21 protein-coding genes are annotated in these 22,756 nt (G+C 72.7%); 18 read left to right on the forward strand and 3 right to left on the reverse strand.

Features of this window, described 5'->3' with window-relative positions; all coding sequences use genetic code 11:
- Positions 1 to 112 precede the first annotated feature (112 nt).
- Complete coding sequence (locus ACFYYT_RS29115; RefSeq protein WP_351826859.1) at positions 113 to 748, forward strand: DJ-1/PfpI family protein; 636 nt, start codon at positions 113 to 115, stop codon at positions 746 to 748.
- Here the strand turns inward: ACFYYT_RS29115 and ACFYYT_RS29120 are convergent.
- Positions 726 to 1,478: an enoyl-CoA hydratase/isomerase family protein gene (locus ACFYYT_RS29120; RefSeq protein WP_351826858.1), complete on the reverse strand. Its 753-nt coding sequence runs from the start codon at positions 1,476 to 1,478 to the stop codon at positions 726 to 728. The genes ACFYYT_RS29115 and ACFYYT_RS29120 overlap by 23 nt on opposite strands.
- A 90-nt stretch (positions 1,479 to 1,568) precedes the next feature.
- On the opposite strand from ACFYYT_RS29120, the gene ACFYYT_RS29125 reads away from it, so the two are divergent.
- Entirely contained in the window at positions 1,569 to 2,234 is a 666-nt protein-coding gene (locus tag ACFYYT_RS29125; protein ID WP_351826857.1) for a DUF308 domain-containing protein, read from the forward strand.
- Positions 2,235 to 2,340: 106 nt separating this feature from the next.
- Complete coding sequence (locus ACFYYT_RS29130) at positions 2,341 to 2,871, forward strand: ATP-binding protein (RefSeq protein ID WP_351826856.1); 531 nt, start codon at positions 2,341 to 2,343, stop codon at positions 2,869 to 2,871.
- A gap of 52 nt (positions 2,872 to 2,923) precedes the next feature.
- Here ACFYYT_RS29130 and idi read toward each other — a convergent pair whose 3' ends face one another.
- Positions 2,924 to 3,523, reverse strand: coding sequence for an isopentenyl-diphosphate Delta-isomerase (gene idi, locus ACFYYT_RS29135; RefSeq protein WP_351826855.1), 600 nt, complete (start codon positions 3,521 to 3,523; stop codon positions 2,924 to 2,926).
- Between the two features lie 128 nt (positions 3,524 to 3,651).
- Positions 3,652 to 4,896 carry a GNAT family N-acetyltransferase gene (locus ACFYYT_RS29140; protein WP_351826871.1) on the reverse strand — a complete coding sequence of 415 codons (1,245 nt, stop codon included), beginning with the start codon at positions 4,894 to 4,896 and terminating at the stop codon, positions 3,652 to 3,654.
- A gap of 410 nt (positions 4,897 to 5,306) precedes the next feature.
- On the opposite strand from ACFYYT_RS29140, the gene ACFYYT_RS29145 reads away from it, so the two are divergent.
- The 15 genes from ACFYYT_RS29145 (at position 5,307) to ACFYYT_RS29215 (ending at position 22,733) form a co-directional block, all read left to right on the forward strand.
- Positions 5,307 to 7,088, forward strand: coding sequence for a DUF5941 domain-containing protein (locus ACFYYT_RS29145; protein ID WP_351826870.1), 1,782 nt, complete (start codon positions 5,307 to 5,309; stop codon positions 7,086 to 7,088).
- Positions 7,085 to 7,837, forward strand: a complete 753-nt coding sequence (locus ACFYYT_RS29150; protein ID WP_351826854.1) for a phosphocholine cytidylyltransferase family protein — start codon at positions 7,085 to 7,087, stop codon at positions 7,835 to 7,837. The genes ACFYYT_RS29145 and ACFYYT_RS29150 overlap by 4 nt, the downstream gene beginning before the upstream one ends.
- Positions 7,825 to 8,886 (forward strand): iron-containing alcohol dehydrogenase family protein, encoded by a 1,062-nt coding sequence (locus ACFYYT_RS29155; RefSeq protein WP_351826853.1) that lies wholly within the window; start codon positions 7,825 to 7,827, stop codon positions 8,884 to 8,886. Before ACFYYT_RS29150 ends, ACFYYT_RS29155 begins: the two co-directional genes overlap by 13 nt.
- The gene (locus ACFYYT_RS29160; RefSeq protein WP_351826852.1) at positions 8,864 to 9,643 is read left to right on the forward strand and encodes a CDP-alcohol phosphatidyltransferase family protein; all 780 of its coding nucleotides are present in this window, start codon (positions 8,864 to 8,866) and stop codon (positions 9,641 to 9,643) included. The genes ACFYYT_RS29155 and ACFYYT_RS29160 overlap by 23 nt, the downstream gene beginning before the upstream one ends.
- Before the next feature lie 8 nt (positions 9,644 to 9,651).
- On the forward strand, positions 9,652 to 10,524 hold the full coding sequence (locus ACFYYT_RS29165; RefSeq protein WP_385364578.1) for a glycosyltransferase family 2 protein: 873 nt from the start codon (positions 9,652 to 9,654) through the stop codon (positions 10,522 to 10,524).
- Positions 10,525 to 10,620: 96 nt separating this feature from the next.
- On the forward strand, positions 10,621 to 11,550 hold the full coding sequence (locus ACFYYT_RS29170) for an ABC transporter permease (protein ID WP_351826850.1): 930 nt from the start codon (positions 10,621 to 10,623) through the stop codon (positions 11,548 to 11,550).
- The gene (locus tag ACFYYT_RS29175) at positions 11,543 to 12,325 is read left to right on the forward strand and encodes an ABC transporter ATP-binding protein (RefSeq protein WP_351826849.1); all 783 of its coding nucleotides are present in this window, start codon (positions 11,543 to 11,545) and stop codon (positions 12,323 to 12,325) included. The genes ACFYYT_RS29170 and ACFYYT_RS29175 overlap by 8 nt, the downstream gene beginning before the upstream one ends.
- Before the next feature lie 437 nt (positions 12,326 to 12,762).
- Positions 12,763 to 13,686, forward strand: coding sequence for a squalene synthase HpnC (hpnC, locus tag ACFYYT_RS29180; protein ID WP_351826869.1), 924 nt, complete (start codon positions 12,763 to 12,765; stop codon positions 13,684 to 13,686).
- Positions 13,683 to 14,651 (forward strand): presqualene diphosphate synthase HpnD, encoded by a 969-nt coding sequence (hpnD, locus tag ACFYYT_RS29185; protein ID WP_388609792.1) that lies wholly within the window; start codon positions 13,683 to 13,685, stop codon positions 14,649 to 14,651. Before hpnC ends, hpnD begins: the two co-directional genes overlap by 4 nt.
- A 259-nt stretch (positions 14,652 to 14,910) precedes the next feature.
- Positions 14,911 to 16,314, forward strand: coding sequence for a hydroxysqualene dehydroxylase HpnE (hpnE, locus tag ACFYYT_RS29190; RefSeq protein WP_351826847.1), 1,404 nt, complete (start codon positions 14,911 to 14,913; stop codon positions 16,312 to 16,314).
- Between the two features lie 59 nt (positions 16,315 to 16,373).
- A complete protein-coding gene (locus ACFYYT_RS29195) occupies positions 16,374 to 17,468 on the forward strand; it encodes a polyprenyl synthetase family protein (protein WP_385364545.1) in 1,095 nt (364 codons plus the stop codon).
- Between the two features lie 123 nt (positions 17,469 to 17,591).
- On the forward strand, positions 17,592 to 19,664 hold the full coding sequence (shc, locus tag ACFYYT_RS29200) for a squalene--hopene cyclase (RefSeq protein ID WP_351826845.1): 2,073 nt from the start codon (positions 17,592 to 17,594) through the stop codon (positions 19,662 to 19,664).
- Positions 19,661 to 20,296: a 1-hydroxy-2-methyl-2-butenyl 4-diphosphate reductase gene (locus ACFYYT_RS29205; protein WP_351826844.1), complete on the forward strand. Its 636-nt coding sequence runs from the start codon at positions 19,661 to 19,663 to the stop codon at positions 20,294 to 20,296. The genes shc and ACFYYT_RS29205 overlap by 4 nt, the downstream gene beginning before the upstream one ends.
- Before the next feature lie 5 nt (positions 20,297 to 20,301).
- Complete coding sequence (gene hpnH, locus ACFYYT_RS29210) at positions 20,302 to 21,333, forward strand: adenosyl-hopene transferase HpnH (protein WP_351826843.1); 1,032 nt, start codon at positions 20,302 to 20,304, stop codon at positions 21,331 to 21,333.
- Positions 21,330 to 22,733, forward strand: coding sequence for an aspartate aminotransferase family protein (locus ACFYYT_RS29215; RefSeq protein WP_351826842.1), 1,404 nt, complete (start codon positions 21,330 to 21,332; stop codon positions 22,731 to 22,733). The genes hpnH and ACFYYT_RS29215 overlap by 4 nt, the downstream gene beginning before the upstream one ends.
- The last annotated feature ends 23 nt before the right edge of the window (positions 22,734 to 22,756 follow it).

The following is a 22,756-nucleotide window of genomic DNA, read 5'->3' on the forward strand; positions in this document are numbered from 1 at the left end:
CCTCCCCGCCGGGACGCCGGCCGCGACCCCGCGCCGCCCCGGTGGGGCATGCGTACCCGTTCCGGTGGGGGTCTCCCGCCGGATCCGTTCCAGCGAGCGCTCCGGAGGAGCCATGCAGATCGCCGTACTGCTCTACGACCGTTTCACCGCCCTCGACGCCATCGGGCCCTTCGACACGCTCGGCCGGCTCCAGGGCGCGGAGACCGTCTTCGTCGCCGAGCGCCCCGGACCCGTACGGACCGACAACGGGGCCCTCGCGCTCGTCGCGGACAAGGGGCTCGACGAGGTCACGCGGCCGGACGTGGTCGTCGTCCCCGGCGGGCCGCACCCCGAGGAGGGGATGAAGAACCCGGCCGTCCTCGACTGGCTGCGGGCCGTCGACGCCACCACCACCTGGACCACTTCCGTCTGCACCGGCTCGCTCCTGCTCGCCGCCGCCGGGCTGCTCGACGGCCGCCGGGCCACCAGCCACTGGCTCTACCTCGACCGGCTGCCCGCCTTCGGCGCCCGCCCCACCGGGGAGCGGGTGGTCTACGACGGCAAGTACGTCACCGCCGCCGGGGTGTCCTCCGGCATCGACATGGGCCTCGGCCTGCTCGGGAAGATCGCCGGGGACGAGTACGCCCAGACCGTGCAGCTGATGTGCGAGTACGATCCGCAGCCGCCCTACGACGCCGGTTCCCCGGAGAAGGCCCCGGCCGCGATCGTCGCCCGGCTGCGCGCCGCTAATCCGCAGACGGCCAGCTGAACCGCGGCGCCCGCCGCTCCAGGAACGCGGCGACGCCCTCCGCGGTGTCGCCGCTCGCGGCCGCCTGCCCCGCCCAGTACGCGTCCCGGTCCGTGCGGCCGTCCGCGAACTCCTTCGCCGCCGCCTGCGTCAGTTGCGAGCGGGCGGTCAGGATCCGGGTGAACTCCGCCACCCGCTTGTCCAGTTGCCCGGCCGGCAGCAGCTCGTGCAGGAACCCGGCGCGCAGCGCCTGCTCCGCACCGATCAGCTCCGCCGAGTACAGCAGGTACTTGGCCCAGGCCGGGCCGACCACCGAGGCCAGCCGCCGGGTGGAGGAGGCCGGGTAGACGATGCCCAGCTTCGCCGGGGTCACCCCGAAGGAGGCGCCCTCCTCCGCGAACCGCAGGTCGCAGGCGGCCGCCAGCTGGCTCCCGCCGCCCACGCAGAACCCCCTGACGGCCGCCACCGTCGGCTTGGGGAAGGCGGCGAGCGCCTCCTCGGCGGCCACCGCCAGCGCCTGCGGATCGTCGTCGCCGGTGAGGGAGGAGATGTCGGCGCCCGCGCAGAAGGTCGCCCCCTCCCCGGTCAGCACCAGGACCCGTACGGCCGGATCGGCGGCGAGGCCGGGCAGCAGCCGGGGCAGGGCGCGCCACATCTGCGCGGTCATGGCGTTGCGCTTGGCGGGGTGGGAGATGACGACGGTGGCCACGCCGTCGGCGACGGTGGAGCGGAGGGCTGCGGCTGCGTCCATGCGCCGGATGCTATCCCGGGCAGCCGATCCTATGATCAAGGGGAGTCCGTCCGCGGGGGGTGCCGGGGGGTGCTGAAAGGTGGTACGCCCATGGGCGCCGACCGTACCGGCCGCACCGACCCGGGAACCGGGCGGGAGAAGAGGAAGCTGGGGCGCAGCTTCGGGGTGCTGGCCCTGCTCGGGGTGATCCTCGTACTGGCGGGCCTGGTGGGCCTCGTCTACACGGCGGTGGCCACCCTGACCTCGATGTTCCTCTTCGGCTGGCTGCTGCTGATCGGTGGCGCGGTGGGCCTGGCGCAGGCCGTGCAGTCGCGGAAGAGCAACTACTTCTGGCTCGCCGTCATCGTCGCCGCGATCAACCTGGCCGCCGGGTTCGTGATCCTGCGGCGTCCCGAGGCGAGTGCCGAGGCGCTGACCATGTTCGCCGCGCTGCTCTTCCTCACCGGAGGGCTTTTCCGTCTCGTCGGCGCGCTGGTGGTGCGCGGCACCCACTTCGGGCTGGCCCTGGTACAGGGTGCCTTCGGGGTGCTGCTCGGGATCCTGATCCTGGCCGGCTGGCCGGACAGCAGCCTGTACGTGATCGGCACCTTCTTCTCGCTCGCCCTGCTGTTCGACGGGCTGAGCCTGGTGGCGCTGGGCATCGGCGCCCGGCGCATCCTCGGCCTGGTCGGCGAGGACGACGGGACGGCCGGGCCGGGCGTGGTGGGCGGGGTCCGGGAGACGGCCGGGAAGACGCCCGCAGCGGATCAGAAGTAGTCGAACAACTGACTCTGTCATACGCCAATGGTCAGAAAGTGTCCGAATGACGCTGACTTATGGTCAGCGACACGGTCCGGACCAGCAGCTTCCCCACTCTTGGCACGTGGAGACGATCGAGCGCGAAGACGGGGGCCGGAAGATGACCGACAGCGGGAGCGTCCCGCCAGCCAGGGAGGGTGAGGCGCCGGCTCCGGCGGACCCCCTCGCGTACGAAGGAGTGTGGCGCTTCACCGCGCCGGCGGTAGAAGAATCCGTTCCGCAGGCCCGCCGCGCGGTCCGCGACCTGCTCGGCCGCCAGGGGGTGCCCGCCCCGCAGGACCTGGTGTACTCGCTGCTGCTGATCGTCTCCGAACTGGTGACGAACTCGGTCCGGCACGCGGCCCTGCTCTCCCCGGAGGTGGCCGTCGAGGTCGCGGTGGGCCGCGAGTGGGTACGGGTGGCCGTCGAGGACAACCACCCGTACCGGCCCAAGGCGCTGGAGGCCGACTTCGGCCAGACCGGCGGCCGGGGCCTGCTCCTGGTCCGCGAGATCACCCGCGAGGCGGGCGGCGTCTGCGACGTCGAGCACACCTCGACCGGAGGCAAGGTGATCTGGGCCGCCCTCCCGCTCACCGCCCCGGCGCCCGCGCCCTGAGGGGCGGGGGCCGCGGCGCCGCCGCGGCCGGGCCGGGCCCGGCCGCCCGCTCCTACCAGCCCGCCGCGTCGCCGGTCAGCTCGCGGATCGCGGGCCGCGCCGCGTCCAGCACCGTCATGAACCAGGCCGAGAACGGCAGCTCGGCGTGCCGCTTCGCCAGCTCCTCGGCCGTGACGAAGGCCGTATCGCCGACTTCCTCCGGATCCGGCGCCGGATCCGACTGCGCAAGTCCCACGAACAGGTGGTTGTACTCCTGCTCGACCAGCCCGGACGCGGGGTCCGGGTGGTTGTAGCGCACCGTCCCCGCCGCCGCGAGCAGGGAGGGCGACAGGCCCAGTTCCTCGTGGGTGCGCCGGGCCGCCGCCGCGAACGGGGACTCGCCGGGGTAGGGGTGGCCGCAGCAGGTGTTCGACCAGACGCCGGGGGAGTGGTACTTCCCGAGGGCGCGCTGCTGGAGCAGCAGACGGCCCCGCTCGTCGAAGAGGAACACGGAGAACGCCCGGTGCAGCAGGCCGGGCGCCTGATGTGCGGAGAGCTTCTCCGCCGTGCCGATGGTGTTGCCGGACTCGTCGACCAGTTCGAGCATGATCGATTCCTGAGTTCCGGTGCCGGCGGACGCGCTGCCCGCGTCGGTGGCTGGTGTGGTCGGCATACCCATCCTTCGCTTCGGACTCCGGCCTTCAGTCTGCCGTACAAAAGCGGCTTGTCCCCACTTCGCCGATCAACGCATGTCCGCCCCGCGCCGCGTGATAGGCGGCGCGGGGCGGACCTGTGACGGCGTCAGCCGATGCCGAAGGGGGCCGGGTAACCGATCGTGCCCGACGGAACCGGAACCGAATCGTCCAGCACCAGCGCCATCATCGCCTCGTCCGGCACCTCGAAGGGCGCCCGGATCCCGAAGAGCGACGCCGGGACGAACCCGAAGCGCGGGTAGTACGCGGGATCTCCGAGCACCAGCACCAGCGACTCCCCCCGCTCCCGGGCCGCCGCGAGCACGGCCCGGACGACCGCGCTGCCCGCGCCCGAGCGCTGGAGCGCGGGATCGACGGCGACGGGCGCGAGCGCGAGCGCCGGGGCACCGGCCACCGCGCAGCGGGTCAGCAGGGCGTGTGCCGCCACCGACCCGTCCGGGCCCTCGGCCACGTAGGAGAGCCCCGGCAGCCAGGAGGCGTCGGCGCGCAGCGCGTCGACGAGATCAGCCTCCATGGGGGTGTCGAAGGCCGCCAGGTTGACGGCCCGGACCGCGGCCGCGTCGGCCGGGGTCTCCGGCCGGGCGGGCCGGCGGTCCCCGTCCCCGGCGCGCACCGGGGCCAGGACGTAGCCCCGGTAGCCGTACTCGTGCCCGTACCGCTCCCGTACGGAGATCTCCTCGCGGGTCTCGGCCAGCGCGGCCCGGCCCGCCTCGGTGGTGGCGGGCGGGGCGGCCCGGACCCGCTCGCCGAGCGGACCGTAGTACCGCGCCCAGTCGGAGTCCGGCTGGAGGAGGGTGCCCAGCACCCGGTACCCGGCCGCCTGGGCGGCGGCGGTGTTGCGGGCGGTGGACCGCAGCGGGAACCGCGGGTCCCAGAAGGCCCGGGCCCCGGCCGAGGGTTCGGCCGCGGTCCACTCGCACTCGCTCAGTACGAGCCGGCCGCCCGGCGCGAGCAGCCGGCGCCACTCGGCGAGCGCCCGGTCGAAGCCGATGCAGTAGGCGGAGCCCTCGGCCCAGACGAGGTCGAAGGAGCCGTCCGCGTAGGGCAGCGCCCCCATGTCCGCCCGGACGCCCTCCACGCGGCCGGCCAGGCCCCGGGCAGCGGCGGCGGCGCGCAGTTCGGCCAGGAACGGCTCGTGCAGGTCGACGGCGGTCACCTCGGCGAGGCCCGCCCCGCCCGCCTCGGCGGCGAGCAGCAGCGCACTGCGGCCGGGACCGCAGCCGAGGTCGAGGACGCGCGGCCGCTGTGGCAGCGGTCCGCACAGGGACAGCAGGCGGCGGGTGGTCGCGTCGGAGCCGGGGGACTGCCGGGGCAGGCCGTGGTGCAGCTCCATGAAAGCGGTGTGGAAGGAGTCGTCCGCGGCGGACGGGGACGTGCCGGTGTTCTTGTCGGTCAACGTGAACCCTTGGAACGGGGGCTCCGGCCGACGGGCCGAACGCTGAGGTCAGCCCTGGCGGGGAGCCCGGGAAGCGGGGGAGGGGACGTACCGGAATGCGCCGCGCTCGGCAGCGGCCACTGCGACGGTCATCAACCCCACCTCATTTCCCGTTCCGGACGTGTTCACGGGACCCGAACACATCGGCGTCCACCCTAACATCCGGCGCCAAACGGCCCCGGAGGGGCCCGAACGGCTGATGAATACCCCGTTCCATTCATCCGATAGCCTCTGCCGACGTGCCGCCGCCCCACCGGGCGACCCGTCGCGCATGTTCGCTGGATGTCCGCTGCAAGGAGTGAGTCCGTCTGTCGACCGTCATCCTCACCGGCCCGCCGGTTCCCGGATCACCGCTCGAAGACGAGCTCCGCTCGCTCGGGTTCCACGTCCGCCCGGCCACCGGCCCCGAAGACACCGCCGCCGTGCTGGCCGGCGTACCCGCCGACGAGCGGGTGGCCGTCGTGGACAGTGCCTTCGTCGGGCACCCGCACGCGCTGCGCCTCGCGCTGACCGACCCGCGCTTCGACGCCTGCGCCGTGACCGGCGCCTTCGCCGTCCAGCGCGGCGCCCGCGCGGCGCTGGACAAGGCCGCCGCGCTCGCGCCCGGGGGCCCGGGACCGTACGCCGACGCCCTCGCCGCCGCCGTCGAGGCCGCCGGGACCACCGTCCAGCGGCCCGAGCTGGGCAGCCTGGTCGCCGCCGTGCCCGCCGCCGGGGCGGAGCGGGCCGAGGCCGAGGCCGCCGTGGCCGCCGTGGACGACGAGGCCGTCCGCCTGCGCACCGCCGTCAAGTCCCGCGACGGCTTCTTCACCACCTTCTTCATCAGCCCGTACTCGCGCTACATCGCCCGCTGGTGCGCGCGCCGCGGCCTGACCCCCAACCAGGTCACCACGGCCTCCCTGCTCACCGCGCTGATCGCGGCGGGCTGCGCCGCCACCGGCGAGCGCTGGGGCTACGTCGCCGCCGGGGTGCTGCTGCTCGTCTCCTTCGTCCTGGACTGCACCGACGGGCAGCTCGCCCGGTACGCGCTCAAGTACTCGACGATGGGCGCCTGGCTCGACGCCACCTTCGACCGCGCGAAGGAGTACTCCTTCTACGCGGGCCTCGCGCTCGGCGCCGCCAGGAACGGCGACGACGTGTGGGCCCTCGCGCTCGGCGCGATGATCCTCATGACCTGCCGGCACGTCGTCGACTTCGCCTTCAACGAGGCCAACCACGACGCCACGGCCAACACGAGCCCGACGGCGGCGCTGTCCGGCCGGCTCGACAGCGTGGGCTGGACGGTCTGGGTCCGCCGCATGATCATCCTGCCGATCGGCGAACGCTGGGCCATGATCGCGGTCCTGACCGCCCTCACCACCCCGCGGACCGTCTTCTACGCCCTGCTCGTCGGCTGCGCCTTCGGCGCCCTCTACACCACCGCCGGCCGGGTGCTGCGCTCCCTGACCCGCAAGGCGCGCCGCACCGACCGCGCAGCCCAGGCCCTGCGCGACCTCACCGACTCGGGGCCGCTCGCCGAACTGGCCGCCAGGCTCCTCTCCCACCCGAAGCGCACCCTGAGCGTGCCCTTCGCGGTGCTCGGCGCGGCGCTGGTGATCGGCGCCGCCTGCTACGCGCCCTTCGGCGGCATGACGCTCGTCTACGCCGCCCTGCTGTACGCCGTGCTCAGCGGCGACGCCGTCGCCCGGCCGCTGGGGGGCCCGCTCGACTGGCTGCTCCCGCCGCTCTTCCGGGCCGCCGAATACACCACGGTCCTGGTCCTCGCCGTCAAGGCGGACGTCCCCGGGGCCCTCCCGGCGGCATTCGGCCTGATCGCGGCGGTCGCCTACCATCACTACGACACGGTCTACCGCATCCGCGGTGGCACCGGTGCGCCCCCGCACTGGCTGGTGCGGGCGATCGGCGGCCACGAGGGCCGGGTGCTGCTCACCGCGGTGCTGGCCGCCGTGCTGGCGTCGCGCGCAGCGGACTTCCCCGTCGCGCTCACGGCCCTGGCCGTGTTCGTGGCTCTGGTGGTGCTCGTGGAGAGCATCCGCTTCTGGGTCTCCGCCGGAGCACCCGCCGTACATGACGAAGGAGAACCAGCATGATCGGCCTTGTACTCGCTGCCGGTGCCGGACGCCGCCTGCGTCCCTACACCGACACCCTGCCCAAGGCCCTCGTGCCGGTCGGACCCGAGGGGCAGGAGGACAGCATCACCGTCCTCGACCTGACCCTGGGCAACTTCGCCGAGGTCGGCCTCACCGAGGTCGCCGTCGTCGTCGGCTACCGCAAGGAGGCCGTGTACGAGCGCCGCGAGGCGCTGGAGGCCAAGTACGGCGTCAAGATCACGCTGATCGACAACGACAAGGCCGAGGAGTGGAACAACGCCTACTCCCTGTGGTGCGCGCGTGACGTCCTCAAGCAGGGCGTGATCCTCGCCAACGGCGACACCGTCCACCCCGTCTCCGTCGAGAAGACCCTCCTCGCCGCCCGCGGCGAGGGCCGGAAGATCATCCTGGCGCTCGACACGGTCAAGAGCCTGGCCGAGGAGGAGATGAAGGTCGTCACCGCCGAGGGCAAGGGCGTGCGGACGATCACCAAGCTGATGGAGCCCGCCGAGGCGACGGGCGAGTACATCGGCGTCACCCTCATCGAGCCCGAGGCCGCCGAGCAGCTCGCCGAGGCCCTGAAGACCACCTTCGAGCGCGACCCCGACCTCTACTACGAGGACGGCTACCAGCAGCTCGTCGACGACGGCTTCACCATCGATGTCGCCCCCATCGGCGACGTCAAGTGGGTCGAGATCGACAACCACGACGACCTCGCCAAGGGCCGGACGATCGCATGCCAGTACTGACGCGGCTGATCCCCTCGCCCGTCGTCGTCGACATCAGCCGAGGGGCGATGGACGACCTGGCCGGCCTCCTGGCCGACCAGCGCATCTCCGCGTCCGGCAAGCTCGCCATCGCGATCAGCGGGGGATCCGGCCAGGCGCTGCGCGCCAAGCTGGAGCCCGTCCTGCCGCACGCCGACTGGTACCCGGTCGTCGACGGCACCATCGATTCCGCGGTCAAACTGGCCGACGACATAAAGGGCCGCCGCTACGACGCCGTCGTGGGCCTGGGCGGCGGCAAGATCATCGACGTGGCGAAGTACGCCGCGGCGCGGGTCGGCCTGCCCATGGTGGCCGTCGCCACCAACCTGTCGCACGACGGGATCTGCTCCCCGGTGTCCATCCTGGACAACGACAACGGACGCGGCTCCTACGGCGTGCCCACGCCGATCGCCATGGTGATCGACCTCGACGTGATCAAGGACGCCCCGGTGCGGTTCATCCGCGCGGGCATCGGCGACGCGATCTCCAACATCTCGGCCATCGCCGACTGGGAGCTCTCGCACGAGGTCACCGGCGAGGCCGTCGACGGCCTCGCCGCCGCCATGGCCCGCACCGCGGGCGAGTCCGTCCTGCGCCACCCCGGCGGATGCGGGGACGACGAGTTCCTCACCGTGCTCTCCGAGGCCCTGGTGCTCTCCGGCATCGCCATGTCGATCAGCGGCGACAGCCGGCCCTCGTCCGGCGCCTGCCACGAGATCAGCCACGCCTTCGACCTGCTCTACCCGGGGCGCTCCGCGCTCCACGGCGAGCAGGTCGGCATCGGCGCCGCCTTCGCCATGCACCTGCGCGGCGCCGCCGAGCAGTCCGGGCTGTTCACCGAGGTCCTGCGGCGCCACGGCCTGCCCGTGCTGCCCGAGGAGATCGGCTTCAGCGTGGACGAGTTCGTCGCGGCCGTCGACTACGCCCCCCAGACCCGCCCGGGACGCTTCACCGTCCTGGAGCACCTCAACCTGTCCGCAGCCGAGATCAGGGACGCTTACGCCGACTATGCCCAGACCATCCGTAGCTGAACTCCGGCCCGTCGTTCACCCGCCGGGCGTCAAGGACCGGCGCAGTGGCGAGCACTGGGGCGGCCGCCTGTACATGCGCGAGATCTCGCTGCGCATCACCCGTCTCCTGGTCACCACCAAGGTCACGCCGAACCAGCTGACCTACGTGATGACCCTCGCCGGCGTCCTCGCCGCGCCCGCCCTCCTGGTGCCGGGCGTCTGGGGCGCCGTCCTCGGCGTGGTCGCGGTCCAGCTGTACCTGCTGCTCGACTGCGTCGACGGCGAGGTGGCCCGCTGGAAGAAGCAGTACTCGCTCGCCGGGGTGTACCTGGACCGGGTCGGCGCCTACCTGTGCGACGCCGCCGTCCTGGTCGGCTTTGGCCTGCGCGCCGCCGACCTGTGGGGCGGCGGCCGGATCGACTGGCTGTGGGCCTTCCTGGGAACCCTCGCGGCGCTCGGCGCGATCCTGATCAAGGCCGAGACCGACCTGGTCGGCGTCGCCCGCCACCAGACGGGCAAGCCCCCGGTCCAGGAGTCGGCCGCCGAGCCGCGCTCCTCCGGCATGGCGCTCGCCCGCCGGGCCGCCGCCGCGCTCAAGTTCCACCGGCTCGTCCTCGGCATCGAGGCGTCCCTGCTCATCCTGGTGCTGGCCGTCCTGGACCAGGTCCGCGGCGACCTGTTCTTCTCCCGGCTCGGTGTCGCCGTACTGGCGGGCATCGCCCTGCTCCAGACCGTGCTGCACCTGGTGTCGATCCTGGCCTCCAGCAGGCTGAAGTGACCGCGCCGATGCGGCTGGGCGCCGTGATCATCACCATGGGCAACCGCCCCGACGAGCTCAAGGCGCTGCTGGAGTCCGTGGCCCGCCAGGACGGGGACCCCGTCGAGGTGGTCGTCGTGGGCCAGGGCGTCGAGCTCACCGGGCTGCCCGAGGGCGTCCGCACCGTCGCGCTGCCCGAGAACCTGGGCATCCCGGGCGGCCGCAACGTCGGCATCGAGGCCTTCGGCCCCGGCGGCCGCGAGGTGGACGCCCTGCTCTTCCTCGACGACGACGGGCTGCTGGAGCGCACCGACACCGCCGAGCTGTGCCGGCAGGCCTTCGCCGAGGACCCCGGGCTCGGGATCATCAGCTTCCGCATCGCCGATCCGGACACCGGTGTGACCCAGCGCCGCCACGTGCCGCGGCTGCGCGCCTCCGACCCGATGCGCTCCTCCCGCGTCACCACCTTCCTCGGCGGCGCCAACGCCGTCCGCACGGCGGTGTTCGAGCAGGTCGGCGCGCTGCCGGGGGAGTTCTTCTACGCCCACGAGGAGACCGACCTGGCCTGGCGGGCGCTGGACGCGGGGTGGCTGATCGACTACCGCGCCGACATGGTGCTGCTGCACCCGACGACCGCCCCGTCCCGGCACGCCGTCTACCACCGTATGGTGGCTCGTAACCGGGTGTGGCTCGCCCGCCGCAACCTGCCCGCACCGCTGGTCCCGGTCTACCTGGGCGTCTGGCTCGCGCTGACGCTCGTCCGCAGGCCTTCCGCACCGGCGCTGAAGGCGTGGTTCGGCGGCTTCAAGGAGGGCTGGACCACTCCCTGCGGTCCCCGGCGCCCCATGCGGTGGCGTACGGTCTGGCGACTGACCCGGCTGGGCCGACCGCCCGTCATCTGACAAGCTCGCGTCTGGGAGCATGGGCCCCATCACGGGTCCGGCGCACCAGCCCCGATGCCCCTCCTGCCGCATCTTGAAGACGGAAAGTTTCAACTTGTGAGTGACACAACCCACGACGGCGCCCTCGCCACGAGCAAGCCGCCGTCCGACGACGCGGGCCTGAGCCCCGCCGAGCTCGCCAGGAAGTACGGCCTGTCGGTCAGTGGCGCTCGGCCCAGCCTGGGCGGATACGTGCGGCAGCTCTGGGGCCGGCGCCACTTCATCATGGCCTTCTCGCGGGCCAAGCTGGTGGCGCAGTACAGCCAGGCGAAGCTCGGCCAGATCTGGCAGGTGGCCACCCCGCTGCTGAACGCGCTCGTCTACTACCTGATCTTCGGCCTCATCCTGAACGCGGGCCGGGGCATGGAGAAGGGGGTGTACATCCCCTTCCTGGTGATGGGCATCTTCGTCTTCACCTTCACCCAGAACTCGCTGATGGCGGGCGTCCGGGCGATCCCCTCCAACCTCGGCCTGGTGCGCGCGCTGCACTTCCCGCGCGCCTCGCTGCCGATCTCCTTCTCCATGCAGCAGCTCCAGCAGCTGCTCTACTCGATGATCGTCGTGGTCATCGTGGCGGTCGCCTTCGGGAACTACCCGCGGCCGGCCTGGCTGCTGGTCATCCCGACGCTGGTTCTCCAGTTCGTCTTCAACACCGGCCTCGCCCTGATCTTCGCGCGGATGGGCTCCAAGACCCCCGACCTCGCGCAGCTGATGCCCTTCCTCACACGCACGTGGATGTACGCCTCGGGCGTCATGTTCTCGATCGGCGCGATGCTGAAGGACAAGCCGTCCTGGATCGCCGACGTCCTGCAGTGGAATCCGGCGGCGATCTACATGGACCTGGTGCGCTTCGCCCTGATCGACGATTACGGCGCGTCGAACCTGCCGCCGCACGTCTGGCTCTTCGCGGTCGGCTGGGCCGTCCTGATCGGCGCCGGCGGCTTCGTGTACTTCTGGAAGGCTGAGGAGCGTTACGGCCGTGGCTGAGATCATCAAGACCGAGGTGCCCACCGTCATCGCCGACGACGTGCACATCGTGTACCGCGTGAACACCGGCAGCTCCGGCAAGGGCAGCGCCACCGCGGCGCTGAGCAAGATACTCCGCCGCGGCAAGGGCGACGCTCCGGGCGTCCGCCGGGTCCACGCCGTGCGGGGCGTCTCCTTCACGGCGTACCGGGGCGAGGCCATCGGCCTCATCGGCTCGAACGGTTCCGGCAAGTCCACCCTGCTGCGCGCCATCGCCGGCCTGCTGCCCTGCGAGTCCGGCAAGGTCTACACCGACGGCCAGCCCTCGCTGCTGGGCGTCAACGCCGCCCTGATGAACGACCTCACGGGCGAGCGCAACGTGGTCCTCGGCGGTCTCGCGATGGGCATGACCCGCGAGCAGGTCAGGGAGCGCTACCAGGACATCGTCGACTTCTCGGGGATCAACGAGAAGGGGGACTTCATCTCCCTTCCCATGCGCACCTACTCCTCGGGCATGGCCGCGCGCCTGCGCTTCTCGATCGCGGCCGCCAAGGACCACGACGTCCTCATGATCGACGAGGCCCTCGCCACGGGTGACCGCAAGTTCCAGGTCCGTTCCGAGGCGCGCATCCGCGAGCTGCGGGAGAAGGCCGGAACGGTCTTCCTGGTGAGCCACAACAACAACTCCATCCGCGACACCTGTAGCCGGGTGCTGTGGCTGGAAAAGGGCGAGCTCCTGATGGACGGGCCCACCGAGGAAGTCGTCTCGGCGTACGAGAAGGCCACCAGTCACTGACCGGACTCACTGACCGGACTCACTGACCGGACTCACTGACCGGACTCACTGACCGGGGTCACCGACCGGTCCACCCGGTCCGGGCCGCCCGCGGCCGTCGCCCAGGCCCCTGTCGCTCCGTGCGGCGGGGGCCTCGCCGTAACGGGTGGCGGGCCGGAGCCCGACATTCCGGGAGGCTGGGCCCACCCGATAGGCCCCCGCGGTGTTGTACAGCGTAAGCTGGACCAGTTCTCAATCGCGCCAAGAGGGGACGATTCCCCGCAGCCGGTCCGCCCGGATACTCCTGGGTAAACTTCGGCGGCGTGTCCGAAATGGGATGACTTGGGTCGGCAGTGTAGAACGGGAGACGTGACGGCAATGGCTACGGGAATTCTGCGGCTCCCAGGCACAGTGGCCGTGCCCCCCACGGGCGGCGGGCGGTGACCCCCGGGCCCGGCATCCGGACCGGCGCTCCCGGCGCCGAACTCGACCCCCACGCCCGCGCCACCCTCGCCAAGGCCGCGGCGGAGAACTTCCCGGTCGCCCCCGCCTTCCTCCCGCGCGCCTGGCGCGACGGACTCACGGCGGTCTACGGCTATGCCCGGCTCGTCGACGACATCGGCGACGGCGACCTCGCCCCCGGCGGCCGCGACGCCGTGCTCCTGGGGCTGGAACCGGACGCCGTCGACGACCGGCTCGCCATGCTCGACGCCTTCGAGGCCGACCTGATGCGCGTGTTCGGAGCGGCCGACGGCCCGCCCCGCCACCCCCTGCTGCTGGCCCTGCGCCCCGTCGTGCGCGCGCACGGACTCACCCCCGAGCCCTTCCTCGGGCTCATCGAGGCCAACCGCCAGGACCAGCGCGTCGCCCGCTACGCCACCTACGGCGACCTGCTGCGATACTGCGAGCTCTCCGCCAATCCGGTCGGCCGCCTCGTGCTCTCCCTCACCGGAACGAGCACCCCCGAGCGGATCCGCCGTTCCGACGCCGTCTGCACCGCCCTGCAGATCGCCGAGCACCTCCAGGACGTCACCGAGGATCTCGGCCGCGACCGGATCTACCTCCCCGCCGAGGACATGCGCCGCTTCCACGTGGCCGAGAATGATCTGCGGGCCCCGTCCGCCGGCGCATCCGTGCGCTCCCTGGTCGCATTCGAAACTGAACGCGCACGCGACCTCCTGAATGAAGGCACCCCCCTCGTGGGTAGCGTGAACGGCAGGCTACGGCTGTTGCTCGCGGGATTCGTGGGAGGGGGGCGAGCCGCCCTGCGAGCAATTTCGGCCACCGGTTTCGACGTGCTTCCCGGCCCGCCCAAGCCCACCAGGAGCCTCCTGCTCCGCGAGGTGGCCGCCGTTTTGCGCACAGCGCCGAGAAAGGGGTGAGCCCGAACGTGGAGGGCCCCACACACGCGTCCGCACCGTCCGCTCCGGTCCTCGCGGCCTACAGCTACTGCGAGGCCGTCACCGGAACCCAGGCGCGGAACTTCGCGTACGGCATCAGGCTGCTGCCCACCGACAAGCGGCAGGCGATGTCCGCGCTGTACGCCTTCTCGCGGCGGGTCGACGACATCGGCGACGGCACGCTCGCCCCCGAGGCCAAGTTCGTCCGGCTGGAGGAGACGCGCAGCCTGCTCGGCCGGATCCGGGCCGGAGAGATCGAGGAGGACGACACCGACCCGGTGGCCGTCGCCCTCGCGCACGCCGCGCGCCGCTTCCCCATCCCCCTCGGCGGCCTCGACGAACTCATCGACGGGGTCCTGATGGACGTCCGCGGCGAGGAATACGAGACCTGGGACGACCTCAAGGCCTACTGCCGCTGCGTGGCCGGAGCCATCGGACGGCTCTCGCTCAGCGTCTTCGGCACGGTGCACACCGGCGGCCTCGGCGCCGAGGCGGCCCGCGCCGACGAATACGCCGACACCCTGGGCCTGGCCCTGCAACTCACCAACATCCTCAGGGACGTTCGGGAGGACGCCGCCAACGGCCGCACCTACCTGCCCGCCGAGGACCTCGCCAAGTTCGGCTGCTCCGACGGCTTCGCCGCCGACCGGGCCCCGGCCGGAGCCGACTTCGCCGGCCTCGTCCACCACGAAGTGCGCCGCGCGCGGGCCCTGTTCGTCGAGGGCTACCGGCTGCTGCCGATGCTCGACCGGCGCAGCGGCGCCTGCGTGGCGGCGATGGCCGGCATCTACCGCCGGCTCCTGGACCGCATCGAGCGTGAACCCGAGGCGGTGCTGCGCGGACGCGTCTCGCTGCCGACCCACGAGAAGGCGTACGTCGCCGTCCGCGGCCTGTCCGGTCTCGACGCCCGCACCATCTCCCGCCAGAGCACGCGGAGGCGCATCTGATGTCCCGCCCGAGGACCCCCGCCCCGCGGGCGGCTGCCGCGTCCGGCGCGCTTGCGCCCGCCGCCGGGGCGGCCCCGCGCCGCCCCGCCACCCAGCGGCCCATCGCGCCCCGGCCCGGGCGGGAAGGCGCCGTACTCGCGGGACGGGGCGAGGCAACCCCGTGGGGTGATCCGGCGTCCCTCCGGTCGGGCTCGGTCCGCGCCCCGCGGCCGGCGACCCGCAGCGCCCGGCAGGGCCACCGCACCACGGGGGAGGACGCATGAGCACCGCACCGCAGCACGCCGACGAGCACGCCGGCCAGCGCGCCGTTGTCGTCGGCGGCGGCCTCGCCGGCGTCACCGCCGCGCTGCAACTCGCCGACGCCGGACTCCGGGTGACCCTCCTCGAAGGCCGCCCCCGGCTCGGCGGCCTCGCCTTCTCCTTCCAGCGCGGCGACCTGACCGTCGACAACGGCCAGCACGTCTACCTGCGCTGCTGCACCGCCTACCGCTGGTTCCTGGACCGCGTCGAGGGCGCCGCCCTCGCACCCCTCCAGGACCGGCTCGACGTCCCCGTCCTCGACGTCGCCCACCCCGCCGGGCCCCGGCTGGGCCGACTGCGCCGCAGCGCCCTGCCCGTCCCCCTGCACCTGGCCGCCTCGCTGGCCCGCTACCCGCACCTCTCCCTCGCCGACCGGCTGAGCGTCGGCCGCGCCGCCCTCGCCCTGCGCCGCCTCGACCCCGCCGACCCGGCCCTCGACGGCCTCGACTTCGCGACCTGGCTCGCCCGCTACGGCCAGTCCCCGCGCACCATCGAGGCCCTCTGGGACCTCGTCGGCATCGCCACCCTCAACGCCACCGCCGACCGGTCCTCCCTGGGGCTGGCCGCCATGGTCTTCAAGACCGGCCTGCTCTCCGAGAACGGCGCCGCAGACATCGGCTGGGCCCGCGTACCGCTGGGCGACCTCCACGACACCCTCGCCCGCAAGGCCCTCGACGCCGCCGGCGTACGCACCGAACTGCGCAGCCGCGTCACCTGCCTGTCCCGTACCGACGAAGGCCACTGGCGCGTGGACACCGAGGAGGAGTCGCTGCGGGCGGGCACCGTCGTCCTCGCCGTCCCGCAGCGCGAGGCCCACGCCCTGCTCCCGCCCGGCGCGCTGGCCGACCCGGACAAGCTCCTCGACATCGCCACCGCGCCCATCCTCAACGTGCACGTGGTGTACGACCGCAAGGTGCTCCGGCAGCCCTTCTTCGCCGCGCTCGGCACCCCCGTCCAGTGGGTGTTCGACCGCACCGACGCCTCCGGCCTCACCGACGGCGGCCAGTACCTGGCCCTGTCCCAGTCGGTGGCCCAGGACGACATCGACGAACCCGTCTCCGTCCTGCGCGCCAAGTACCTCCCCGAACTGGAGCGGCTGCTGCCCGCGGCCCGCGGCGCGAAGGTGCGCGACTTCTTCGTCACCCGCGAGCGCACCGCCACCTTCGCCCCCACCCCGGGCGTCGGCCGGCTGCGCCCCGGCCACCGCACCGACACGCCGGGGCTCTATCTCGCCGGTGCGTGGACCGCGACCGGCTGGCCCGCGACCATGGAGGGCGCCGTACGCAGTGGCCTCGGCGCCGCGCGGGCGGCACTGGAGACCCTGGGCCGCCCCGCCGGAGATCCTCTGCGGGAGACGGCATGACGACGACCACGACCACCAGCACGACCGGCACAGCACGTACAGGAACCAGAGGAGAGCCAGTGAACCCGGGGAACCCGGCTGTCGAGAACACGGCTGCCAGTGTGGGCACGGCCGGCGGGGAGAAGGCGGACACGCTCGCCCTCCTGGAGCGCGGCCGCACGCTGTCGACCCCCGTGCTCCGCGCCGCCGTAGACCGGCTCGCGGCGCCCATGGACACCGTCGCCGCCTACCACTTCGGCTGGATCGACGCCCAGGGCAACCCGGCGGACGGCGACGGCGGCAAGGCGGTGCGCCCCGCCCTCGCCCTGCTCTCCGCCGAGGCCGCGGGCGCCTCCGCGGAGGTCGGCGTTCCCGGAGCCGTCGCCGTGGAGCTCGTCCACAACTTCTCGCTGCTGCACGACGACCTGATGGACGGCGACGAGCAGCGCCGCCACCGCGACACGGTGTGGAAGGTGCACGGACCGGCGCTGGCGATCCTCGTCGGCGACGCCCTCTTCGCGCTGGCCAACGAGGTCCTGCTGGAGCTCGGCACCGTCGAGGCCGGCCGTGCCGCCCGCCGGCTGACCACCGCCAGCCGCAAGCTCATCGACGGCCAGGCCCAGGACATCTCCTACGAGCACCGCGAGCGCGTCAGCGTCGAGGAGTGCCTGGAGATGGAGGGCAACAAGACGGGCGCCCTGCTCGCCTGCGCGGTCTCCATCGGCGCCGTCCTCGGCGGCGCCGACGACCGCACCGCCGACAAGCTGGAGGAGTACGGCTACCACCTCGGCCTCGCCTTCCAGGCCGTCGACGACCTCCTCGGCATCTGGGGCGACCCGGACGCCACCGGCAAGCAGACCTGGAGCGACCTGCGCCAGCGCAAGAAGTCCCTGCCGGTGGTCGCCGCCCTCGCGGCCGGCGGACCCGCCTGTGAGGAACTGGCGGAGCTGCTCGCCGCCGACGCCAAGAGCAACGACTTCGAGAACTTCTCCGAAGCGGAATTCGCCCACCGGGCCTCGCTCATCGAGGCCGCCGGCGGGCGCCAGTGGACCGCCGACGAGGCGCGCCGCCAGCATGCGGTGGCGATCCGCGCCCTCGACGACGTGAACATGCCGCAGCGGGTGCGGGACCAGCTCGTCGCCCTCGCCGACTTCGTCGTCGTGCGCAAGAGGTGATCGCCACCCGGCAGCGGATATAGCGCGAGTCGCCGGCCGGTACGCCTCTCCCCACGGGGAGGCGTACCGGCCGACGGCAGAACCCCAGCACAGCAGAGGACACTGTTCGAAGGGGAAGAAGCCATGACTGCGACGACCGACGGTCCCGGTGCGATGGCCGGCGGCGCGGATCCGGAACACGAGGGCGCGGTGGCCGCGACGGCGCCACCGCCGCCCGCACGCGCCACCGTGGCCGACAGGCCGCCCGGCGCCACGGACCCGGCCGGGGAACTGTGCCACGGCGTCCGGCAGGCCGCCGACCGGGCCATCCGCGAGCTGCTGGACCGCCAGGACGCGGCCGGCTGGTGGAAGGGCGACCTGGAGACCAACGTCACCATGGACGCCGAAGACCTGCTGCTGCGGCAGTTCCTCGGCATCCGCGACGAGGCCGTCACCCGGGCCGCCGCCCTCTTCATCCGCGGCGAACAACGGGACGACGGCACCTGGGCCACCTTCCACGGCGGACCGCCCGAACTCTCCGCGACCATCGAGGCGTACGTCGCCCTGCGGCTGGCCGGGGACCCGCCCGACGTCCCCCACATGGCCCGCGCCTCGGCCTGGATCCGGGCCCACGGGGGGATCGCCTCCGCCCGGGTGTTCACCCGGATCTGGCTGGCCCTCTTCGGCTGGTGGAACTGGGACCACCTGCCCGAACTCCCGCCCGAGCTGGTCTTCCTGCCACCCTGGGTGCCGCTGAACATCTACGACTTCGGCTGCTGGGCCCGCCAGACCATCGTCCCCCTCACCGTCGTCTCCGCGCTGCGGCCCGTCCGCCCGGCGCCCTTCCCCCTGGACGAGCTGCACACCGACGCCCGCGCCCCCTACGCGGCCAGACCACTTGCTCCGCTGGCCAGTTGGGACGGCGCCTTCCAGCGCATGGACAAGGCCCTGCACGTCTACCGCAGGTTCGCCCCGCGCCGGCTGCGCAAGGCCGCCATGACCGCCGCGGGCCGCTGGATCATCGAACGCCAGGAGAACGACGGCTGCTGGGGCGGGATCCAGCCACCCGCCGTGTACTCGGTCATCGCCCTGCACCTGCTCGGCTACGACCTGCGGCACCCGGTGATGCGGGCCGGGCTGGAATCCCTCGACCGCTTCGCCGTCTGGCGCGAGGACGGCGCCCGGATGATCGAAGCCTGCCAGTCCCCGGTCTGGGACACCTGCCTCGCCGCCATCGCGCTGGCCGACGCGGGCCTGGCCCCCGACCATCCGGCCCTGGTCAAGGCCGCCGACTGGATGCTCGGCGAGGAGATCCGGCGCAGCGGCGACTGGGCCGTGCGCCGCCCCGGCCTCGAACCCGGCGGCTGGGCCTTCGAGTTCCACAACGACAACTACCCCGACATCGACGACACCGCCGAAGTCGTACTGGCCCTGCGCCGCATCCGGCACCCCGAACCCGCGAAGGTCGAGGCGGCCATCGCCCGCGGGGTGTCCTGGAACCTCGGCATGCAGTCGAAGAACGGCGCCTGGGGCGCCTTCGACGCCGACAACACCAGCACCCTGCCCAACCGGCTGCCCTTCTGCGACTTCGGGGAGGTCATCGACCCGCCCTCCGCCGACGTCACCGCCCACGTGGTGGAGATGCTCGCCTTCGAGGGGAAGGCCGCCGACCCCCGCACCCGCCGCGGCATCGCCTGGCTGCTCGCCGAACAGGAGCCCGACGGCGGCTGGTTCGGCCGCTGGGGCACCAACTACGTGTACGGGACGGGCTCGGTGGTCCCGGCCCTCACCGCCGCCGGCGTGGCCCCCGAGCACCCCGCGATCCGGCGGGCCGTGCGCTGGCTGGAAACCGTACAGAACGGGGACGGGGGATGGGGCGAGGACCAGCGCTCCTACCAGGACCGCTCCTGGGCCGGAAAGGGCGCCTCCACCCCCTCGCAGACCGCATGGGCGTTGATGGCCCTGCTGTCGGCGGGCGAGCGCGGGGGCAAGGCCGTCGAGCGGGGACTGGCGTACCTGGTGGAGACCCAGCGCCCCGACGGGACCTGGGACGAGCCCTACTTCACCGGCACCGGTTTCCCCTGGGACTTCTCCATCAACTACCACCTCTACCGGCAGGTGTTCCCGCTCACCGCGCTCGGCCGCTACCTCCACGGCGAGCCCGCCGTGCCCGGCCGCGCCCGTACCCCCGCGGCCCGCGCCGAGGAGGCCGGATGACCTCCGCCGCCCGGCCCCCGCTGCTGATCGCCTGCGCCCTGCGCATCGAGGCGGCGGCCCTGCGCACCGCGCGCGGCGGCGGCGCGCCGGACGGGGCGCTGCTGCGCACGGGCATGGGCCCGCGCGCGGCCGAGCGCGCCGTCGTACGGGCCCTGGGGCGGCCCGGCATGGCGGGGGCCGCCGTCCTGGCCACCGGCTTCTGCGCCGGTCTGCTCCCCGGCATGAACCCCGGCGACCTGGTCGTCGCCGAGGAGACCCGGGACCCACGGGGCACGGTCGCCTGCACCGGCCCCACCCTGCTCGCCGAGGCACTGGCCCGGGCCGTTCCCGGCCGGACCGTGCACACCGGCGCACTGACCGGATCAGACCACGTCGTCCGCGGCCAGGAGCGCGCCCGGCTGCGCGCCACCGGCGCCGTCGCGGTCGACATGGAGTCCGCGGCCACCCTGTGGACCGCGCACGACCACGGCGGCCGCCCGGTTGCGGCCGTCCGGGTGATCGTGGACGCTCCGGAGCACGAGCTCGTCCGTATCGGCACGGTCCGCGGTGGAATATCGGCCTTCCGTGTGCTGCGTGCCGTACGGCCCGCGTTTTATGACTGGCACCGTTCGTTGCTGCTCCCCAGGAGGTGAGCCAGATGGCCATGCCGTTGCGACAGTCCATCAGGGTCGGGACCTATCTTCTCGAACAGAAGCTCCGCAAGCGCGAGAAGTTCCCGCTGATCGTCGAGCTGGAGCCGCTCTACGCCTGCAACCTGGCCTGTGAGGGGTGCGGGAAGATCCAGCACCCGGCCGGGGTGCTCAAGCAGCGCATGCCGGTCGCCCAGGCGGTCGGCGCCGTCCTGGAGTCCGGGGCGCCGATGGTGTCCATCGCGGGCGGCGAGCCCCTGATGCATCCGCAGATCCACGAGATCGTGCGCCAGCTGGTGGCGAAGCGGAAGTACGTCTTCCTCTGCACCAACGCGATGCTGCTCCGCAAGAAGATCGAGAAGTTCACCCCGTCCCCGTACTTCGCCTTCGCCGTCCACATCGACGGACTGCGCGAACGCCACGACGAATCGGTGGCCAAGGAAGGCGTGTTCGACGAGGCCGTGGCGGCGATCAAGGAGGCGAAGCGGCGGGGATTCCGGGTCACCACCAACTCGACCTTCTTCAACACCGACACCCCCCAGACGATCATCGAGGTGCTGAACTACCTCAATGACGACCTCCAGGTCGACGAGATGATGATCTCGCCCGCCTACGCCTACGAAAAGGCACCCGACCAGGAACACTTCCTGGGCGTCGAACAGACCCGGGAACTCTTCAAGAAGGCATTCGCCGGCGGCAACCGGCGGCGCTGGCGCCTCAACCACTCCCCGCTCTTCCTCGACTTCCTGGAAGGAAAGGCGGATTTCCCCTGCACGGCCTGGGCCATTCCCAATTACTCGCTCTTCGGCTGGCAGCGCCCCTGCTACCTGATGAGCGACGGCTACGTGCCCACGTACCGGGAACTGATCAACGACACCGACTGGAGCAAGTACGGCCGCGGCAAGGACCCGCGCTGCGCCAACTGCATGGCGCACTGCGGCTACGAGCCCACCGCCGTCCTCGCCACCATGGGCTCCCTCAAGGAGTCCCTGCGCGCGGCCCGGGAGACGATCGGCGGCAACCGGGCCCCCTCGTCATGACGCCCCGGCCCGAAGGGGGCGGGGGCTTCGACCTCGCCGCGCTCCTCGCCGAGCGCGGCGGGGAGCGGTACGAGCTGCACGCCCGACACCTCAACCACCAGCTGCCCCGGATGCTGCACACCATCGGCTTCGACAAGGTGTACGTGCGCGCCGAGGGCGCCCACTTCTGGGACGACGAGGGCAACGACTACCTCGACATGCTGGCCGGGTTCGGGGTCATGGGCCTGGGCCGCCACCACCCCGTGGTGCGCCGGGCCCTGCACGACGTACTGGACGCCCAGCTCGCCGACCTGACCCGCTTCGACTGCCAGCCGCTGCCCGGGCTGCTGGCCGAGAAGCTGCTCTCGTACAGCCCCCACCTGGACCGGGTCTTCTTCGGGAACAGCGGCACCGAGGCGGTGGAGACCGCCCTGAAGTTCGCCCGGTACGCCACCGGGCGGGGGAGGATCCTCTACTGCGACCACGCCTTCCACGGGCTCACCACGGGCTCCCTGTCGGTCAACGGCGAAGGCGGCTTCCGGGACGGCTTCGCCCCGCTGCTGCCCGATACGAAGATCGCGCTCGGGGACCTGGCCGCCCTGGAGCGCGAGCTGGCGCGCGGGGACGTCGCCGCGCTGATCGTCGAGCCGGTCCAGGGCAAGGGGGTGCTCGCCGCCCCGCCCGGATTCCTGCTCGCCGCGCAGGAACTGCTGCGCCGCCACAAGGCGCTGCTGATCGCCGACGAGGTCCAGACGGGCCTCGGCAGGACCGGCGATTTCTACGCGTACCAGCACGAGCCGGGAGTGGAACCGGACCTGGTGTGCGTGGCCAAGGCCCTCTCCGGCGGCTACGTCCCCGTCGGCGCGACCCTGGGCAAGGACTGGATCTTCCGGCGGGTCTACTCCTCCATGGACCGGGTGCTGGTGCACTCCGCGAGCTTCGGCTCCAACGCGCAGGCGATGGCGGCCGGGCTGGCCGTGCTCAGCGTGATGGAGGACGAGGAGGTCGTGGCGAACGCCCGGGCCATGGGCGACCTGCTGCGCGGCCGGCTCGCGGCCATGGTGGACGAGTACGAGCTGCTGCACGAGGTGCGGGGGCGCGGGCTGATGATCGGCATCGAGTTCGGGCGGCCGTCCTCCCTGGGGCTGCGCAGCCGCTGGGCCGTGCTCCAGGCGGCCCGCAAGGGACTGTTCGCGCAGATGGTGGTGGCCCCGCTGCTGAGCAGGCACCGGATCCTCACCCAGGTCTCGGGCGACCACCTGGAGGTGATCAAGCTGATCCCGCCGCTGATCGTCGACGAGCGGGACGTGGACCGGTTCGTCGGCGCCTTCCGGGAGGTCATGGACGAGGCACACGGCGGGGGCGGGCTGATGTGGGACTTCGGCCGGACCCTGATGAAGCAGGCGGTCGCCAACCGCTGACCCGGTGCGCGCCGGGGGGCCCG

Origin of the sequence: Streptomyces sp. NPDC002032 (assembly GCF_042890765.1) — a bacterium.
Taxonomy (GTDB): Bacteria; Actinomycetota; Actinomycetes; order Streptomycetales; family Streptomycetaceae; genus Streptomyces.